Raw genomic sequence first — 17,470 nt, 5'->3', positions numbered from 1 at the left:
AAAATACAATTATGGAAATAGATATATTACATTTTGAAAAAAAATACCCAAATTTCATTTTAGCTGGCATAGATGAAGCTGGCAGAGGACCATTAGCCGGACCAGTAGTAGCTGCCGCTGTAATAGTGGATCAAAACAATATTATAGCTGGTATTAAGGATTCTAAAAAACTTTCTAAAAAGAAGAGAGAGTTATTATATGAACAGATAACTGCTAATTACATTTGGGCAACCGGTATTATCTCACACACTGAGATTGATAAGATTAATATATTAGAAGCAACAAAAAAAGCTTGTATTCTTGCTGCGGAAAACCTTAGCACTAAGCCGGAAATAGTTTTAGTTGATGGTAACATGCAATTCAGCGATAAAAGATTTATTAGCATCATAAATGGGGATAATTTATCACTATCGATTGCCGCAGCTTCTATTATAGCAAAAGTTACTAGAGACCGATTAATGCTAGAATTAAGTAATGAATTCCCGCAATATTTATGGCACAAAAATTCAGGTTATGGTACAAAAGAGCATGCTCAGGCTATAAAAGAATATGGCTTATCTCCTTATCATCGCCTAAGTTTTACTAAAGCCTTATATAAATAAAAGTTTATTTTATATATTATTGATATTAAACTTTAAGTTTAAATAAATATAGACATCATATACAAATTAGGATAAAATACGCCGCAAAAAACTACTAGATTTTGTGGTCAAAAAATTAAAACATGATTCCTTAGTAAAAATAATAATGACCGATAAAATAGCGGCACAAGAATTTTTAGAATATTATTTACCTGAGGATTTTAAAAAACTAATAGATTTATCAAAAATAACTGTAGAACAAGAAAGCTATATTGAAGAGTCTCTAAGTAAAAAATATAGTGATATAGTGTATGGAATTGAAACGAAAGAATATGGCAAGGGATTTGTCTATATATTAATTGAAGCACAATCAACTGTGGATTATTGGACTGCTCTAAGATTATGGAAATATACTTTGCTCTTATGTGAGCGGCATAAAGAAAAAAGGAATAAATTGCCGTTAGTATATAACTTAGTTATTTATAATGGTAAGCAAGTTTATAACGCTCCTCGGAATTTATGGGATTTGTTTACTAATAGCGTAATGGCAAAAAAACTAATGATGGAAGATTATCAGCTAGTAGACTTACAAGCCATGTCAGATAATGAAATCGTTAAGAAAAAGCACATCGGAATGTTAGACTATATACTTAAACATATACATGAACGTGATATGATTCAATTATGGGAGCAATTTTTAGCAAATTTTAATCACGTTATAATGCTTGATAAAGAAAAAGGTTATATTTACCTAAAATCGTTTTTATGGTATACTGATGCAAAGATCTCAAAAAAGCAACAACCGAGATTAGTGCAAGTATTTGATAAATATTTATCACCGCAACACAAGGATAACATTATGAAAACTATAGCAGATGTATATATAGACGAGGGAAAACAAGAAGGAAAGCGGGAAGGTGAGTATAATAAGGCAGTAATGATAGCAAAAAAGATGTTCTCTCAAGGTTTCAAAATTCCTGTTATTGCTGAGCTGACTGGTCTAAAAGAAACCCTTATCCGCTCAATTATTGAAAGTAGTTAATTGTGTAGCAGTTTGCTTTATAATTTATATATACCACAGATACTTCAAAAGTTGGTAAGCCAAATAAGCGGTGAGTCTGCGGAACGTAGATAAACTACGTGAGCAAAGACGAATCCCGAAATTTGGCTTATACGAAGATCAACTTCAAAAAGAGCAAGAAGTTTATAAGACGAGGAGCGGAGCGTATACTTAATACGTGGCTACCTGCGTACTTATAGAACGACGTAGCCAATTTTTGAAGTTCTATCTTAGTATTTACCAAATCTTGAAGTATTAAAGGTATCCTCTTCAAAAAAAGCAACGTGTTATTGTCATAATTAAATATAATCTTTATAATGTTAGTTATTTAAACTAGCAGAAACATTTATGAAAGAATTTCCGAAAAATTATAATTTTATCGAAAGCGAAAAAAAATGGCAAAAGATTTGGCAAGAAAAGCAAATTTATGCATATGATGAGAATATCGCTAAAGATGAAACATTTGTCGTAGATACGCCTCCCCCGACTGTTTCAGGACAACTTCATATCGGGCATGTTTACAGCTATACACAGACTGATTTTATAGTACGTTTTCAGCGTATGATGGGAAAAAACATTTTCTACCCTATGGGCTTCGACGATAACGGACTGCCAACCGAGCGGCTTGTTGAAAAACAAAGACAAGTCAAGGCGTATAATATGGGCAGAGAAGAATTCATAAATATTTGTAATGAGGTAGTAGCAAGCGAAGAAGAAAAATTTAGAAGCTTGTTTAATCAAATCGCTTTATCGGTAGACTGGAATCTAGAATATCAAACAATCAGTCCGCTATCTCGTAAAATCTCACAAATGTCTTTTCTTGATTTAGTAAAAAAAGGCGAGGTTTATCGTAATAATCAGCCAATTTTGTGGGATCCAGTAGATGGCACAGCCCTTGCTCAAGCTGATATTGAGGATAAGGAAAAAACCTCATTCATGAACTATATTACATTTAAAACTGAAGCAAATGATGAATTTACCATCGCAACTACACGACCTGAACTATTACCTGCTTGCGTTGCCGTATTCTATCACCCAGACGATAAGCGTTATCAGCATTTAGCAGGAAAGTTTGCCGTCACTCCGCTGTTTAATGTTAAAGTTCCGCTTTTAGCTGACCCGTTAGTGCAGCAAGATAAAGGCACAGGGCTTGTTATGTGCTGCACTTTCGGTGATCAAACAGATATTACTTGGTGGAAAACGCATAATCTACCTTTAAACACTATTATTACCAAAAAAGGTACGATAGATTTCCCTCATGAAATTGGGATAGATGGCTTAAAAATAAAAGAAGCTCGAGCAAAGATAATAGATATTTTAAAAGAGCAAGAATTGTTTGTTAAGCAAGAAGAGATTACCCAAACTGTTAAATGTGCTGAGCGTTCAGGTGCACCTCTTGAGGTACTAACTGTGCCACAATGGTTTGTTAAAACTATATCGCATAAAGATGAGCTATTAAAAAGAGCAAACGAACTAAATTGGCATCCTAAAAATATGAAGATTCGTTTAGACAACTGGATTAATGCCATATCATGGGACTGGTGTATAAGCAGGCAGCGTTATTTTGGCGTGCCATTTCCTGTTTGGTATTCTAAAAGAATTGGCGAAGAGGGTAAAATTTTATATGCCGATATCTCGCAGTTACCTGTTGATCCTTTAAAGGATTTGCCTATCGGCTATAGCAAATATGAAGTAGAACCCGACTTAGACGTTATGGATACTTGGGCAACTAGCTCTGTTTCGCCGCAACTTTCAACATGGGGTATTTCTGATGAGTTTGCCGTGAATAAGGATAGGCATGGTAAATTATTCCCAATGGATTTAAGACCACAAGCACATGAGATTATTAGAACTTGGGCATTTTATACTATCTTAAAAGCTCATCTACATCAAAATACTCTGCCATGGAAAAATATTATGGTAAGTGGTTGGTGTTTGGCTGAAGATCGTAGTAAAATGTCTAAATCCAAAGGAAATGTATTAGTACCGGAAAAATTGCTAGAGCAATATGGTTCTGATGTTATACGCTATTGGTCGGCTAATTCAAAATTAGGAGCTGACACTGCCTATTCAGAAGACGTAATGAAAAATGGTAAAAGGCTTGTTAATAAGCTGTGGAATGCTGCTAAATTTGTCTCGCAACATTTTGATAAATTATCTGATGAAGATAAAAAAACAAATCTTATAGATGTGAAAGAAAAAATTACTCATGAATTCGATCAGTGGATAATTAATAAGTTAGTAGAGCTAGTAAATAATGCAACAAACGAGTTGCAAAATTATGAATATGCTAATGCTATGCATTTAACGGAAAAATTTTTTTGGTCAGTATTTTGTGATAATTATTTAGAAATCAGTAAAACACGTGCTTATGATGAAGAAAACAAAAACCCTAGCGGACAATATAGCAGTGTATTAACGCTTTATCACGTTATGCAAACCTTACTTAAACTATTTGCACCATTTATGCCCCACATTACTGAGGAGCTGTATCAAATATTATATAGTGAAAATTCTATTCACATTAAAGGTAATTGGATTAATTATGGTAATTTAAACTATAAAATAGATGCAAAACAGCCGGAAAGATTGCTTGAAATTTTAGATCATGTTAGAAAATTTAAAGCTGAAAAGAATCTATCCATAAAAGCAGAAGTACAATTGCTTGAAGTTAGCGGCATTGAATTATCCAAAGAATTGACATCAGATTTAAAAAATGTTACATCAGCAAAAGAAGTAAAATTCAAACCAACAAATGATGAAATTAAAGTCAGTATTCTCACCTAAAAATATTTTAGGCTCTATTCTCTTGCTTTTTGCTGGTATATTTTTTTATACTCACGTGCTTGAGCATGATTGGCGTTATAAAGTGCCAACCGATGAAGAAGTAAAAAAATATAGAATTAGTGAGAATACGGCTCTCTCACTCTATCAAATAATGAAAGATACTCATGAGTTGTTAACTAAGCATAATATTAATTATTGGATAGATGGCGGCACGTTGCTTGGGGCAATTCGTCATCAAGGGATAATACCTTATGATGATGATCTTGATATTGGCATAATGCAGGAAGATGAGATAAGGCTACAACAAATATTTCCAGAGTTTCAAAAATTAGGTTATTCTATTTCTCATGACTTAGCTTATAAAATATGTCAAAAAGGCTGCATTGATATTTTTACTTTTCAAAAAGAAAAAAATGAATTTATTCATGCTAATTTAAAAACACGCACTCAATACCCTAATGATTTCTTTTATGATCATGAATTATTGCCTTTAAAAAAATATAAATTTGGTGATATAGAAGTTTATGGTCCTTATAACCCAAAGAAAAATTTAAATAGACAATATCCTGAATGGGATAAATATGCGGTGATACATCATCCACACAATTTTCATTTGTTTTTTCTATCAAATATCGAGAGAAAAACTAAATTCATATTGACGCCGGAATTATTAAAACCAGCTACAGCCACCAAACCATTAGAAAATAGAGGGAATTAATGTTATTAGATGATACTACAAACTAGAATTATTAGAAATAGTAGAGCAATATCATGCAGATATAGGATTATTATTAGATTATTTTGATCAAAAAGGAAACGTTGATTATAACACAGCTCTAACTTTATGTGTTAAATCATCTCTCAAGAAATACTACTTCTTACCGGCAAAGGCTTTAATTTTGCTTAAAAATTTTACAAAAGAATAATTGCATTAAAAATTGCTATAGCTCATAATAGTTAATTTAAATTAACTATTATGAAAAATTATGAGCAGCAAGCTTGAAATAATATTAAACTATTATAATAATATATCAGCTTTTTCAGCATGCTTATGGAAAAGTACTACTGCACTTGCAAGGTTTGATTTTGGTAAATTATTTAAAATATGGGGATATGATAAAAATTTTGATAATTTGCCCACAACAACAAAAAATTTTGTTTACACAGAACATTTACAAGCACTATTAAGCAGCATAGCAAAAACTAAAAAATATCAAGGTGAAAATATTACCGATAAAAATTGGCAAAATATTTTTAACGAACTAAATAACTATGATCATTTTTTACATATAAAATTACAAAAATTAATAGGAATAGAAAATAAAAATCTTATTGACGCAATTCTAAAATATATAGGAGATATAAAATCACTAGAATTTATTGAGTTACGTAATAAAGTTCAGTTGTTTTTAGAGAATAATTTTGAGCATTATGAAAAATTATTTGAATCAGCAGAAAAAATTTCTAATACGTCATATCCGCTCACTAAAGAATATTTCCTATATCGATATGTTGCTAAGGCAATATTATATAAGCCAAACGTGAATTATGCAGAGGAATTTAACAAAGAAAAAGAGATACATTTAAATTTTGTAAGGTATATTAGTTCATTAAAGCAAAGTTACTTTAGGCTAGAAAAAGCTAAAGAGCAATTTAACGAGGAACATAAAATTAACTCTTGGCTAATAGAAAAATCCAATTCTGTTAGCAACCATTCTGGCAAAATAGCATTGACTTACAGTACTATTATAACAGGGGTGATATTACTTCGTTCATATGTATTTGATGAAGAAGAACCACTATATGAGCTATGTGCTTTACCAACTACTATTCTTGCTATATTACAACTTTTATTATCTTTTCCGAGTACTGTACTATCAAGTAAACAGACCAAAATCATTAATTATAATTTGTTTAAGGAATTAGAAAATAAAACAAACGATAAAAGTTTTATTTGATAATACTCCTACCTTTTCTGATAATTTGATAAATACTGTAGTTATTTGTTTTAGATATGCAGCAAATCTACTATTACAGCCTATTGATTTATTAAATAATGATACTGTAAATTATTTTATAACATGTACCGCTCTACGTTGGTTATCCGCAGCTGGAGTCGTCGAAGAATAAAGTAAAGTTACGGGCTTTATGCACAATAAGCTACTTGGATTTTTGCACAACAAAATTGTTCCTGCTTTAATTGAAAATAAATTGTTTTCGTCTGAAGAAATTAAACCTTATTTTTATGTATTGTTTAAACATCTAAAAAAAAATGACCTTAATGAGCAGAAATTACAAGCAATATACAAAAGACTTACAGATCAGGATATAGATTTTAATAATCCTGAATTAAATAATATTCATACTTATAGTAATTGGCAGGATGTGGCTAAATATCTTGCTATGGCTACATTATTAATTGATTATATTTGTTTTTATTTCCGAGATCCAGAAACCATATTCTATGAAGATCCTATGTTTTATGCTTCAGTTTCTATTAAATTCGCAAGGCTTGCTTCATTATTAGTATCATCTTACTATGGTAATAAAATTACTCAAGATGTTACTGGAGAGGAGTTAAGCAATAACATATTTTTCCAAAATTTTTATTATAATGATGCAGCAAGATTAAATATGGCTATAATCCCTCTAATAATGTTTGAATCGATAAAAGATTTAAAATTTTTAAGTCTTGCAACATTAATAGATGTGCTTACTACTGCTATATCGGATCTAAATGTTGGCAAAGCTATTAGTAATGCCGATCAAATTATTGCAGAACAAACTGCTATTACTATCAATGAAATTAGTAAAACTTTATCTAGCCATGATGCCATATCTTCGAATGATGATATTCAAGTAGACCTATTAGGAGAGTAAATTTTATCACTATCCAATAAAAACTTAAATAACTAATTCTAAAATTAATGTTGCTAAAAGATTTTTAATGTTAGACTCAACATATTAATTATTATTAAATTCAAGGATAAATTATGATTAACTATGATTTAAATACTAATTATACATACTATATGCTGGAGGGGTTAAGAGCACAAATAGCCCCTATGCATTTAGGCATAAAGATTTTGAAAGAAGCATATGAACGTGAATCATTAGAGGAGAATGGTTTTGCTAGAATCATGCATTCTTACTTAACACTTTGCGAGCGTATGACTAGAAAATATGAAAAGCCGGAATTTAATATTCTTGAAACTACTATTGATAACAAAACCTATAAGATCAACGAAAAAGTTATATTGAAAAAGCCATTTTGTGAGTTACGTCATTTTGAAAAAGTCGGCTTTAAAAGCGTCTTACCTAAATTGTTAATAGTAGCTCCTATGGCAGGTCACCACGCTACGTTACTTCGCTCAACTGTACAGGAATTATTACCATATACGGATGTCTATATTACCGATTGGACGGAAGCAAACTATGTACCGCTTGAAGCAGGTTCTTTTGATATGGATGATTACATTGATTACGTAATGGAGTTTATTAATTTTCTAGGACCAAATGTTCATACTATGGCTGTTTGTCAACCGACTGTGCCTTTACTTGCTGCTATTAGTTTGATGTCGAAAGATAATAGCCCAAATGTGCCAAGCTCAATGATTTTAATGGGTGGTCCTATTGATGCTAGAAAAAATCCCACCGCAGTAAATGAATTTGCTTTAAGCAAAAGTTTGGAGTGGTTTTGTAAAATGGTTACGATGCAAGTGCCACCTAATTATCCTGGTCATGGTAGAAAAGTATATCCAGGATTTTTACAATTAGCTGGTTTTGTAAGTCTAAATCTATTCCGTCATATAGATTCGCATTTAGAATTATGGCAAAATTTACTAAATTGTGATTATCAAAAAGCTGATCATACTATTAAATTCTATGATGAATATTTAGCTGCTATGGATATGCCAGCAGAATTTTACCTACAAACTATTGATGAGGTATTTCAGCAATTTTCCCTAGCAAGAGGCAAATTAGTTTCAGAACAACGTCCTATTGATCTGAAAAATATCACTAAATGTGCATTACTTGGAATTGAAGGAGAACTTGACGATATTGCAGCAGTTGGTCAAACCAAAGCAGCTTTAAAGCTTTGTAGTAATATTCCTGAATCAATGAAGAAATATCACTTACAAAAAGGTGCAGGACATTATGGCGTATTTAGCGGCAGTAAGTTTAAACAGTTTATAGTACCTGTTATTAAAAGCTTTATATACGATTTTGACCAAGCTAATTTTAAACAACCTAAAGCTAAAATGATTTGATAAAACTCTAATAATAGTATGTCATAATGCGATTCGATTGCGGTATCTTAAGGACACGGCTAGTAAAGATTCATTTTACTATATTTCTAGTCTGGTCTTCCCATCTCAATAATAGTTGAATCTTTAAAATCAGTATTTATTAAAAAAGGTGTTGTAATATAAGCTTGTATTCTACTATCAGCTACTTCTTGTGCTATACTATCATCAATTGGCTCGCTAAAGCTTTTACTATATTTAAGAAGCTTCGTAGCAGCTTTTAAATTTATTAAATAACCCGTAGAAGTATAAAAATACCTTTGGGTATTAATTTTTTTAAGATAAGGATTATTATAAATTTTATAAAATTTTTGCCTCGGTAGATACATCAAAAATAAATAGACTAGATCCCAATCACTAGGTAAAGATTTGATTATGGTTGAGAATTTCTTATAAAAATTTTCTTTTAATATAGCATCGTCTTCTAAAATTAAGGCATATGGAATATTTTCTTCAACCATTTTAAGCCAAATTTCTCTATGGCTACAATAACATCCAAATTCACCGGCGGTTAAAGTACGATTCAATGCGTAGTAATTTATATTTTCTGATGGACAAAAAATAGTATAATTATTATCTAATGATAAAAGGGAAGAATTATTCTTTAGATCCAAGCCGGTAAACTTTTCTCCTTTCTGATTTGCTATAGATAATTCATAACCATCTACTGCACTAAATCTTTCATAAGATAAATTAATATCAATAAATTGTTTATTTATATTATTATATCTATTGGTACTATGATCTAGATTAATTACAAAAATTTTAATATCTTTTTCACTAATCGGATTATTTTTTAACTGATAAGTAATATAGAATAAAGAAATTTCATTTGATCCAAACTTACAAAATATTAATAGGCAGCTAATTATAATAAATAATATAAAAAAATACTTTTTTATGTGATAAATTTTATTTTTCATTTAATAAAGGTAAAAGTTTTTCTTTTAATTTCTCTTTTATTATAGGGTAATTATTTAGAGAATCAGGTACAATTGAGTTATTATATATTTCACAATATTTTTCGTCATTTTGATCAATAGAAATAATATAGTTATATAGATCTTCTTCTGAAGCAAAATCTTTAGCAAATATTACTGCCCTAGGATTTACGTCTTTAACATAGCTTTTATCTGCATAATAAATAGGGACCGCTCCAGCTAGATAAGCTTGGAAAGGTTTTTCAGTAACATAGTCTTCATACGTTTTATTTTCATAAGCAATTACAAATTTGCATTCAGATAACCACTCTCTAGTGTTTTCTTTAGGTACTACTCTAGATTCATTATTTAAGTATTTACCTCCGCTTCTTATTCTTTTATATGATGATAGCTTGTGAAAAAATTTATCTCTTGCAACGCAACCATCAAATTTTTCAGTATCATCTATATGTGCACTAACAAGAAAACAAGCAAAATGCGGCTTATGTGGGTTGCATTTAGGTCTTTTATAATTTGTGCTTATCTCATTAGTAAAATACATATAATATAGAGGTATTCTTATATAATGCGGATGATCTATATAATCAAAACCTATAGCTATATCATAATTATCAGGGTTAGGTCTAATAGATTCACCAGTAAAAAATATTTTTATACTATTCTTGTTACTAATTTTTTTCTGACCGAAAACACTCTCAATTATAAGGTCATAATTTTTATGATCTATAACAATTTTTCTTCCACTTTCTTCTATTACTTCTTTTATCATCGGCAACTCATCTATTGTAAATCCTGACCACATATTGATGAAACTAACCCTTAGAATATTTTCATTTTTTTTGGACTTTAAATTTTCTATACTATATATGCAGACAAATACTAATAATATTGATATGCAAATTATAAAAATTTTTCTTAACATTTGAGTTATCAATTTATTCTTCTATTTGTTGTGGTTGAGAATTTTCTGCTTCTACTTCAATAATTTCGGATTTGGAAGAAACAATTTGATAGCGTTCAAGACTTGCAGGTAGCGTTTTATTTCCTGAATCAATACCCAGTTTTTGGATATTCTTAACTCTTGACATAAAATTACGATTAAAAGAAGCCGCAAACTTATCATAATTAGTAACCATATTATGTAGGTTATTGCCAATTTTTTGAGAATAATCTGCTATAGTACCAATAGAGCTTAATAACTTTCTTACCTCTTCAATGATTATTTTATAATTTTCTGAACGACGATGATCGGTAATTTGAAATTTTGCGAATGACAGCATATTCATAAGCCCACTAGGGCCTACTGGAAAAATACTACAACCCCAAGCTTTTTGTAAAAAATTAGGATCGGCTGCAATAACTTTCTCAACGGCTTGTTCAGTAGGTAAAAACATCAAAGTAATGACATTGTTATAATTCTGCTCTTTTTTATTTAAGTCAGCTAAAATATTTTCAGCATAATCTTTATTAGCTAACGATTTTAAATGATAATTCATAGTTTTGCTAAGATTCCCACTATTATCCTGCTCATCAACTAAAAATTTGGAAGCTTTTGAATCAATCACCATCAAATTACCGGAAGGCAGAAAAATAAGTGCATCAGGTCTTAATTTAGTACTATCTGAGGTAGTTAAACCATATTGCATGATGAAATCTAAATTAGAACGTAATCCTGATGATTTTAAGATATTTTCGAGAGTAATCTCAGCAAGTAGCCCTGCCCCAATAGGCGAAAGTAACGATTGTTTGATTAAGTCTACTGTGCTTTTAGACTGCTCAATATCTTTGTTAAGCGTTCCTACCATAGTAATTAAACGCTCAAACTCACTATTAAACTTTCCAGAAGCAGTAGCAATATTTTTCTCAGCTAGCTCTCTTGCTGCTGTGTTTTCCATTTTATGGATTTCGATAAGTTGCTTGGATAAATCCTTGCCTAAATCAAATAAAGCAGCTTTAGCCGAAGAAAAGGACTCATTACGTATTTTTTCAGAATCCTTAATAGATTGTTCTTGATACTCTACTCTGCACTTTAGTTGCTCGATTTTTTGTAAGTAAGCTATTTTTTCTTGATTAAGTAACTGATTATTATTAGTAATTTCCAAATTTTGATCTGTTAAGAATTGTAGCTCTGTTTTTAAAGTTCTAACTTTTATATAAAACCATATATTTAAGCTCACTAAAACGAGTAAAACTATTGCAGCACTTGGTAGTAAATAATTCATAAAATATGATAAGCAGTTTTGATTTTAATTATACTTGATCTTTTTAAATTTGCACTATTTATTCTTTTTAAGAAATAGTTAAAAATTTAATTAAATGCTTGCAAAAAATTAAATATTAATATATAGTAAGTTTCTTAAAATAAATATATTATAAATATGATAAAAATTAAATGGGGAGAAAAGTTAACTCTAGAAATATTGAGGAACAACATTTAATCAATAATCCTAATTTTCTTGAGGCTATTGCCCGCTATATAGCATAGAGTCAAGACAAAATAACAAGTGATATTTATAGTCGTTATTGTAATTTAGCTATTAAAATTGATAATAAAAAAGCTCTAGATTTATTAGCTCCGCACTTAGCTTCTTACGGAAAACCTGATTTGATTATTGAAAGTAATAGTGTTAATGCTGCAAAGTTATTAGGTTATAAAAATTTCATAAATACGTTTGCAGTAAGCTATCCAATATTTTTAAATATGATAACCAAAAATGGTAATGAAGATTTTATAAAAGAAGCTTTTAGGCATTTAAAAATACATCCAGAAGATTTTCTTTTGGATATAGAAAGAAATCGTTTAAGTAATGCTAGTATAAATGCTATAGCTAAATATAATGAGAATATTAGGCAAGATAAGGAAATAAAATCTTTATTACATAAACAAAGGTTTTAAATATCTTGAATTAGAAAATTTAACTGAAATGGTTTATGGAGATGTAGTAGCTGAACATATCAAAAAACATAATAGTATTAAAGGATTAGCTAACTTTTTAAATGAATTAGGTATAGAAAGAGTTATAAATTTTGGATTAAAAGAGTTAGTTGATATAGCCTTTGGGAAACTAAAAGATGATCACCACAACAACCTATTGACTGAATTAATTCAAAGTCGAGGTGTAGAATCAGTTAAAATTTTTAGGTTTAGAGAGTTAGCTGATAAAGATTTTGAAAAGCTAAAAGAAGTTTACATCGATAATTTATTGACTAAATTAATTGAAAGGCAAGATATAAAATCATTTATAACTTTATTAGAACATTCAAAAAAAATATCTGCTAAAAACATTATTTCAATTGCTGAAAATTGGTCTAAAGATAATATAAAAATAATATTCGAACATCCGGTTGTTCAAGATTTAAATAAAAATTATTTATTGCAGTATTTAAAATCAACATATTTGAATAAAGAAAGTAACTACATAAAAGCGGCTACAAAATATACAAAAGATTTAAATAAATTTGAAGAATTAAAACATTTATTGAAAAAGTTTGGAATTAAAGAAGTTGCAAGTTTTAATTCTTTAGAACTAATTAAGTTAGGATTTAAGGATTTATCATTTGACTTAATAGAACCATATATTAAAGGTTTTGACCAAGTTAAAAAAAATACTATTTCTGGAATATTAGAAGAATATTTTACAAATCCCAATACAAATACTCTTAAAGATCAAGAAAATTTTAAACTTGAAGAATTATTCTATATAGTTTCTGAAAATGAAAATATACATACTTTAGAGCAATTATTTAATCCTCACGTCAACCTTAAACCTAAAAATTCAGGTTTTGGTAAAAATAAATATAAACATTTGATTCCTAAGAACCCCAAAGATTTTAGTAAAGAGCAAATTAATTATTTTGTACAAAAAGCTATAAATAAAAATGATATTAAAATTATCAAATTATTGTTTGAATATTGTACGAATAATGAAATATTTATTGAAGATACTCAAATGAAAAATTTTATACAGAAAGCTGTTTCTAATAAATTTTTTGAAATTACTAGAACTCTCATTAAGAGCAGGGATATCATTAAGAGCAAAGGGGTAGAGATTGATAATAAAGAGTTTATTAAAGAAATTGCAAAAAATATTACTGCCCCAGAAAATCTTGAACTTTTTGAAGTAGCGTTAAAATATGAAGGATATCCAATAAATTTTGAAACTACTATAAATTCTCAAGGTATTATAGAAGATTGTAATATTTTAGGGGATATTTAAATCATTTAAAATAAAAAGAATAAGAGGATTAATTTTCCGTCATTACAAGGAGCAGCAAAGCCACGACGTGGCAATCTCATAAAGCAAACTCCTGAGATTGCATCAAAGCTATGCTCCTCACAATGACTTACACCCACCTTAAGCCGGTATGTCTTCAACAGCTGCTTGCTTTTTACTTGTTTTTGCTGTTGGGGTAATAATAGAAGTAATTATTGGCTCTATTAGCCCTTTAACTACATCTTCTGTAATAGTAACACGCTGTTTCTTCAGCTCAGCAACTTTATACATACTATCAAGTAAAAGATGCTCAATTATCGAACGAAGACCTCTTGCTCCAGTTTTTTTAGCTAAAGCTTTTTCAGCAATAGCTTCCAATGCAGAATCCTCAACTATTAACTCAGCTTCATCAAGCTCAAATTGTTTTTTAAACTGCTTCACTATAGCATTTTTTGGCTTAGTTAAAATTGTAACTAAAGCTTCTTTATCTAAATCATCTAAGGTTGTAACGATTGGTAATCTTCCGATAAATTCAGGAATTAATCCAAATTTTGTTAGATCCTCAATCTCTAAAGATTTAAGAATTTCTCTGTTAATTTTTTCTTTGTCAATATTTACATTTGCTGCAAAACCTATAGAACTATTATTTGTTCTAGAAGTTATGATGCTATCAATTCCCATAAAAGCACCACCGCAAATAAACAAAATATTTGAGGTATCGAGCTGCACAAAATCTTGCTGTGGATGTTTTCTACCACCTTGCGGAGGAACAGAAGCAACCGTTCCTTCCATAATTTTAAGTAGTGCTTGTTGTACGCCCTCCCCTGATACATCTCTAGTAATTGAAGGGTTTTCAGACTTTCTAGCAATCTTATCAACCTCATCAATATATATTATACCTTTTTGTGCTTTAGCCACATTAAACTCGGCAGCCTGAAGTAATCTAAGTAAAATATTTTCCACATCCTCACCAACATAACCAGCTTCCGTTAAAGAGGTAGCATCAGCCATAGTAAAAGGTACGTCTAAAATTTTAGCAAGTGTTTGAGCAAGCAACGTTTTACCTGAACCGGTAGGACCAATTAACAAAATATTAGATTTATTAAGCTCAACATCATTATTGCCTGATTGGACATATTCAAGCCTTTTATAATGATTATATACCGCTACTGCTAGAACTTTTTTAGCTTGCTCTTGACCAACTACATAATCATTTAAAACTGAACATATTTTTTGCGGAGTTGGAATAGTGTAAGTAATCTGCTTTAACGCTATTTTACTTTCTTCTTCCATTATATCCATGCATAAATTTATGCATTCATCGCAAATAAATACTGCAGGACCTGCTATTAACTTTTTCACTTCATGCTGCTTTTTGCTACAGAATGAACAAATTAATTCTTTTTTATTAGCTTCTACTACCATCAATTTTTCTTTTTTTATGTTTATATACTTAATTGTCTACCGTGGTGACGTACTCGCATGGTTTAGCTCTATCATCCCGTGGAGGCTTTGTTGCCTAGATCAATTCTTCCTCTGTCATCCCGCAACTTGATCGCGGGATCCAGAAAACAGTAAAAAGTACTAATAATTTTAGTATTTTAAGTTGGATCCCGCTACAAGTGTGCGGGATGACAACTGGAAAACCGATCCACACAACAATGCCTTGCGAGGAGCATAGCTTTGATGCAATCTCAGGGCATTTTCATAAGATTACCACGCCACTTTCAGTGGCTCGCAATGACATTTTTGTTACAAAACCCTACCATACATATAATAGTCCTTATGCTCATTTGCAACTATTTCGTATTTTTTAAGTATTCCCTCACGTGCAAACCCGCATCTCTCAAGTAAATTAATTGAGCGTAAATTATCTGTAATGACTGTTGCTTGAACTCTGATAATCCCAATATGATCGGCAATTTTCAGAATATTTTTTATGGATTTTAACATTATACCCTGCCCCCAATAGCTATAATCCAAATCATAACTGATTTCTGCCTTATGATGCTCTAAATTTATTATGTTAAAACCGGCAGTACCAATAAGTTTATTATCACTTTTAAGTGTAATACCCCAGTAAAAACTTCTGTGATTCTTATATAAACTAGACCAATAACGAATTTCTTCCTTAGCTTCCTCTAAAGTTTTTGGTCTGTTACTTTCTGTTATATAAATAGCCATTTCAGGCTTATTCATATAATTAAAATAGTCTTCCGCATCTGTATCCGTTAGCTCTCTTAATATTATATCATCTAAATCAAGCGTAGGAAAGGGGGAGTATAAATATTTTCTATCAATCATACATGTATACTCGCTGAATTTGAAAAATTGGCGGCGTCGTCTTTGTAAATCCTCGGATGCTCACGTATTAAGTATACGCTCCACTCCTCGTCTTACAGTCTCCTTGCTCTTTTCCAAATTGAGCTTCGTCTACCAACTATTTGTTTATTAAAATAATATATAATTAATTGGGTCTTGTACATTATTCTTTTTAAAAGCATCAAGCCTTATCGTGCAAGCAAGGCAAGTGCCGCAAGATAGATCATCTTCGCTAGGATCATAACATGATATGGTATTTTTATAATCTACTCCAAGCCTAAGCCCTGTTTTAATTATCTGATCTTTAGTCATATTAATCAAAGGAGTATGAATAGTAACTCCGCCTATATTGGTTGCTAGATTTGCCATTGCTTCAAAAGATTTGATATATTCAGGGCGGCAATCAGGATAATTTGCTGAATCGCTAGTATGTACGCCTATGAAAATATCCTTAGCACCTATTATTTCGGCAAACCCTAATGCGTAACTTAAAAAGATCGTATTACGGGCAGGTACATAGGTAACTGGCACATCTTCAGGTAGCTCTTTCGTATCGTGATAATGAGGAACTTTTATATCATCATCAGTAAGAGCAGAGCCGCCGAAAGCTCTTAAGTCTATATTGACAATTTTATGTTGCTTGACATTATACTCTTTTACTAGCTCCGTAACTTTTCGTAGTTCAGCATTATTACGCTGCCCATAGTTAAAACTTATAGCATGAATCTCATAACCTTGCTCTCTCATTATTGCAAGAACAGTAGCAGAATCCGCCCCACCACTAACTAAAATAACCGCTTTTTTCATTGTCTTACCGATAAAGTTAATTTTTGAGCAACTAAAGCATTTAAACTAATTTTTGCTCTAAATGCTTCTAATGCTAAAGCTCTATGTATACGCTTATCTACTCGAATATTAAATTGTCCACTATATTCTTTTCTAGATGGTGCTAAAGGAACAGGTTGATTATGGCTTACATAACTTTCTTTCATTAAAAACCAAGCTTCTTGTAATTCCTGCAATGCTTTTTCAGGTGAATCACCAAAAGCCGATACATTAGGTAATTCTTCAAATTTTGCTAACCAATCTCCATCAATATCTTTAAAAAGCTCTATAGTAAAGCCGTCAAATATATCTTTGGTTTTCATCTTATCCATTAGTTTACTTATAAAAGTAATTATACTGTAATTAAATAAAATTTTGAACTAAAAAATTAAAAAGCATGAGGTACGATTCCTACTTGTAAAATTCTTACTTT

The 17,470-nt window shown here is 30.5% G+C and carries 16 protein-coding genes; 9 read left to right on the top strand and 7 right to left on the bottom strand.

Annotated elements, in window-relative coordinates; genetic code table 11:
- The first annotated feature begins 11 nt into the window (after nucleotides 1-11).
- The 7 genes from RBE_RS02665 (at nucleotide 12) to RBE_RS02625 (ending at nucleotide 8,699) form a co-directional block, all read left to right on the top strand.
- The gene (locus tag RBE_RS02665; RefSeq protein WP_011477183.1) at nucleotides 12-602 is read left to right on the top strand and encodes a ribonuclease HII; all 591 of its coding nucleotides are present in this window, start codon (nucleotides 12-14) and stop codon (nucleotides 600-602) included.
- A gap of 103 nt (nucleotides 603-705) precedes the next feature.
- Nucleotides 706-1,623, top strand: a complete 918-nt coding sequence (locus RBE_RS02660; protein WP_011477182.1) for an Rpn family recombination-promoting nuclease/putative transposase — start codon at nucleotides 706-708, stop codon at nucleotides 1,621-1,623.
- Between the two features lie 366 nt (nucleotides 1,624-1,989).
- The gene (locus tag RBE_RS02655) at nucleotides 1,990-4,428 is read left to right on the top strand and encodes a valine--tRNA ligase (RefSeq protein ID WP_011477181.1); all 2,439 of its coding nucleotides are present in this window, start codon (nucleotides 1,990-1,992) and stop codon (nucleotides 4,426-4,428) included.
- The gene (locus RBE_RS02650) at nucleotides 4,397-5,146 is read left to right on the top strand and encodes a LicD family protein (protein ID WP_011477180.1); all 750 of its coding nucleotides are present in this window, start codon (nucleotides 4,397-4,399) and stop codon (nucleotides 5,144-5,146) included. The genes RBE_RS02655 and RBE_RS02650 overlap by 32 nt, the downstream gene beginning before the upstream one ends.
- Before the next feature lie 268 nt (nucleotides 5,147-5,414).
- Nucleotides 5,415-6,386, top strand: coding sequence for a hypothetical protein (locus tag RBE_RS09125; protein ID WP_011477179.1), 972 nt, complete (start codon nucleotides 5,415-5,417; stop codon nucleotides 6,384-6,386).
- A gap of 190 nt (nucleotides 6,387-6,576) precedes the next feature.
- Nucleotides 6,577-7,308, top strand: coding sequence for a hypothetical protein (locus RBE_RS09120; protein WP_011477178.1), 732 nt, complete (start codon nucleotides 6,577-6,579; stop codon nucleotides 7,306-7,308).
- Nucleotides 7,309-7,421: 113 nt separating this feature from the next.
- Nucleotides 7,422-8,699, top strand: coding sequence for a polyhydroxyalkanoate depolymerase (locus RBE_RS02625; RefSeq protein WP_011477177.1), 1,278 nt, complete (start codon nucleotides 7,422-7,424; stop codon nucleotides 8,697-8,699).
- Nucleotides 8,700-8,785: 86 nt separating this feature from the next.
- Here the strand turns inward: RBE_RS02625 and RBE_RS02620 are convergent, their stop codons facing one another.
- Genes RBE_RS02620 through RBE_RS02610 form a run of 3 tightly spaced genes read right to left on the bottom strand, consistent with a single transcriptional unit; the run spans nucleotide 8,786 to nucleotide 11,898 of the window.
- A complete protein-coding gene (locus tag RBE_RS02620; RefSeq protein ID WP_011477176.1) occupies nucleotides 8,786-9,658 on the bottom strand; it encodes a glycosyltransferase family 25 protein in 873 nt (290 codons plus the stop codon).
- Nucleotides 9,648-10,598: a glycosyltransferase family 10 domain-containing protein gene (locus RBE_RS02615; RefSeq protein WP_011477175.1), complete on the bottom strand. Its 951-nt coding sequence runs from the start codon at nucleotides 10,596-10,598 to the stop codon at nucleotides 9,648-9,650. The genes RBE_RS02620 and RBE_RS02615 overlap by 11 nt, the downstream gene beginning before the upstream one ends.
- Before the next feature lie 13 nt (nucleotides 10,599-10,611).
- Complete coding sequence (locus RBE_RS02610) at nucleotides 10,612-11,898, bottom strand: DNA recombination protein RmuC (protein WP_011477174.1); 1,287 nt, start codon at nucleotides 11,896-11,898, stop codon at nucleotides 10,612-10,614.
- Between the two features lie 383 nt (nucleotides 11,899-12,281).
- On the opposite strand from RBE_RS02610, the gene RBE_RS02605 reads away from it, so the two are divergent.
- Together RBE_RS02605 and RBE_RS02600 are read left to right on the top strand one after the other, a co-directional pair.
- Nucleotides 12,282-12,572, top strand: a complete 291-nt coding sequence (locus tag RBE_RS02605; RefSeq protein ID WP_011477173.1) for a hypothetical protein — start codon at nucleotides 12,282-12,284, stop codon at nucleotides 12,570-12,572.
- A gap of 28 nt (nucleotides 12,573-12,600) precedes the next feature.
- The gene (locus RBE_RS02600; protein WP_011477172.1) at nucleotides 12,601-13,893 is read left to right on the top strand and encodes a hypothetical protein; all 1,293 of its coding nucleotides are present in this window, start codon (nucleotides 12,601-12,603) and stop codon (nucleotides 13,891-13,893) included.
- A 138-nt stretch (nucleotides 13,894-14,031) separates the two neighbouring features.
- Here the strand turns inward: RBE_RS02600 and clpX are convergent, their stop codons facing one another.
- From clpX to RBE_RS02580, 4 genes are all read right to left on the bottom strand, one after another.
- Complete coding sequence (gene clpX / locus RBE_RS02595; protein WP_011477171.1) at nucleotides 14,032-15,315, bottom strand: ATP-dependent Clp protease ATP-binding subunit ClpX; 1,284 nt, start codon at nucleotides 15,313-15,315, stop codon at nucleotides 14,032-14,034.
- Between the two features lie 327 nt (nucleotides 15,316-15,642).
- Nucleotides 15,643-16,194, bottom strand: coding sequence for a GNAT family N-acetyltransferase (locus RBE_RS02590; protein WP_011477170.1), 552 nt, complete (start codon nucleotides 16,192-16,194; stop codon nucleotides 15,643-15,645).
- A 147-nt stretch (nucleotides 16,195-16,341) separates the two neighbouring features.
- Nucleotides 16,342-17,019 (bottom strand): 7-cyano-7-deazaguanine synthase QueC, encoded by a 678-nt coding sequence (queC, locus tag RBE_RS02585; protein WP_011477168.1) that lies wholly within the window; start codon nucleotides 17,017-17,019, stop codon nucleotides 16,342-16,344.
- The gene (locus tag RBE_RS02580; RefSeq protein ID WP_041804635.1) at nucleotides 17,016-17,360 is read right to left on the bottom strand and encodes a toxin-antitoxin system HicB family antitoxin; all 345 of its coding nucleotides are present in this window, start codon (nucleotides 17,358-17,360) and stop codon (nucleotides 17,016-17,018) included. The genes queC and RBE_RS02580 overlap by 4 nt, the downstream gene beginning before the upstream one ends.
- Between the last annotated feature and the right edge of the window lie 110 nt (nucleotides 17,361-17,470).

This window comes from Rickettsia bellii RML369-C, from assembly GCF_000012385.1.
Taxonomy (GTDB): Bacteria; Pseudomonadota; Alphaproteobacteria; order Rickettsiales; family Rickettsiaceae; genus Rickettsia; species Rickettsia bellii.
This window is presented reverse-complemented; position numbering and strand designations above follow the sequence as displayed.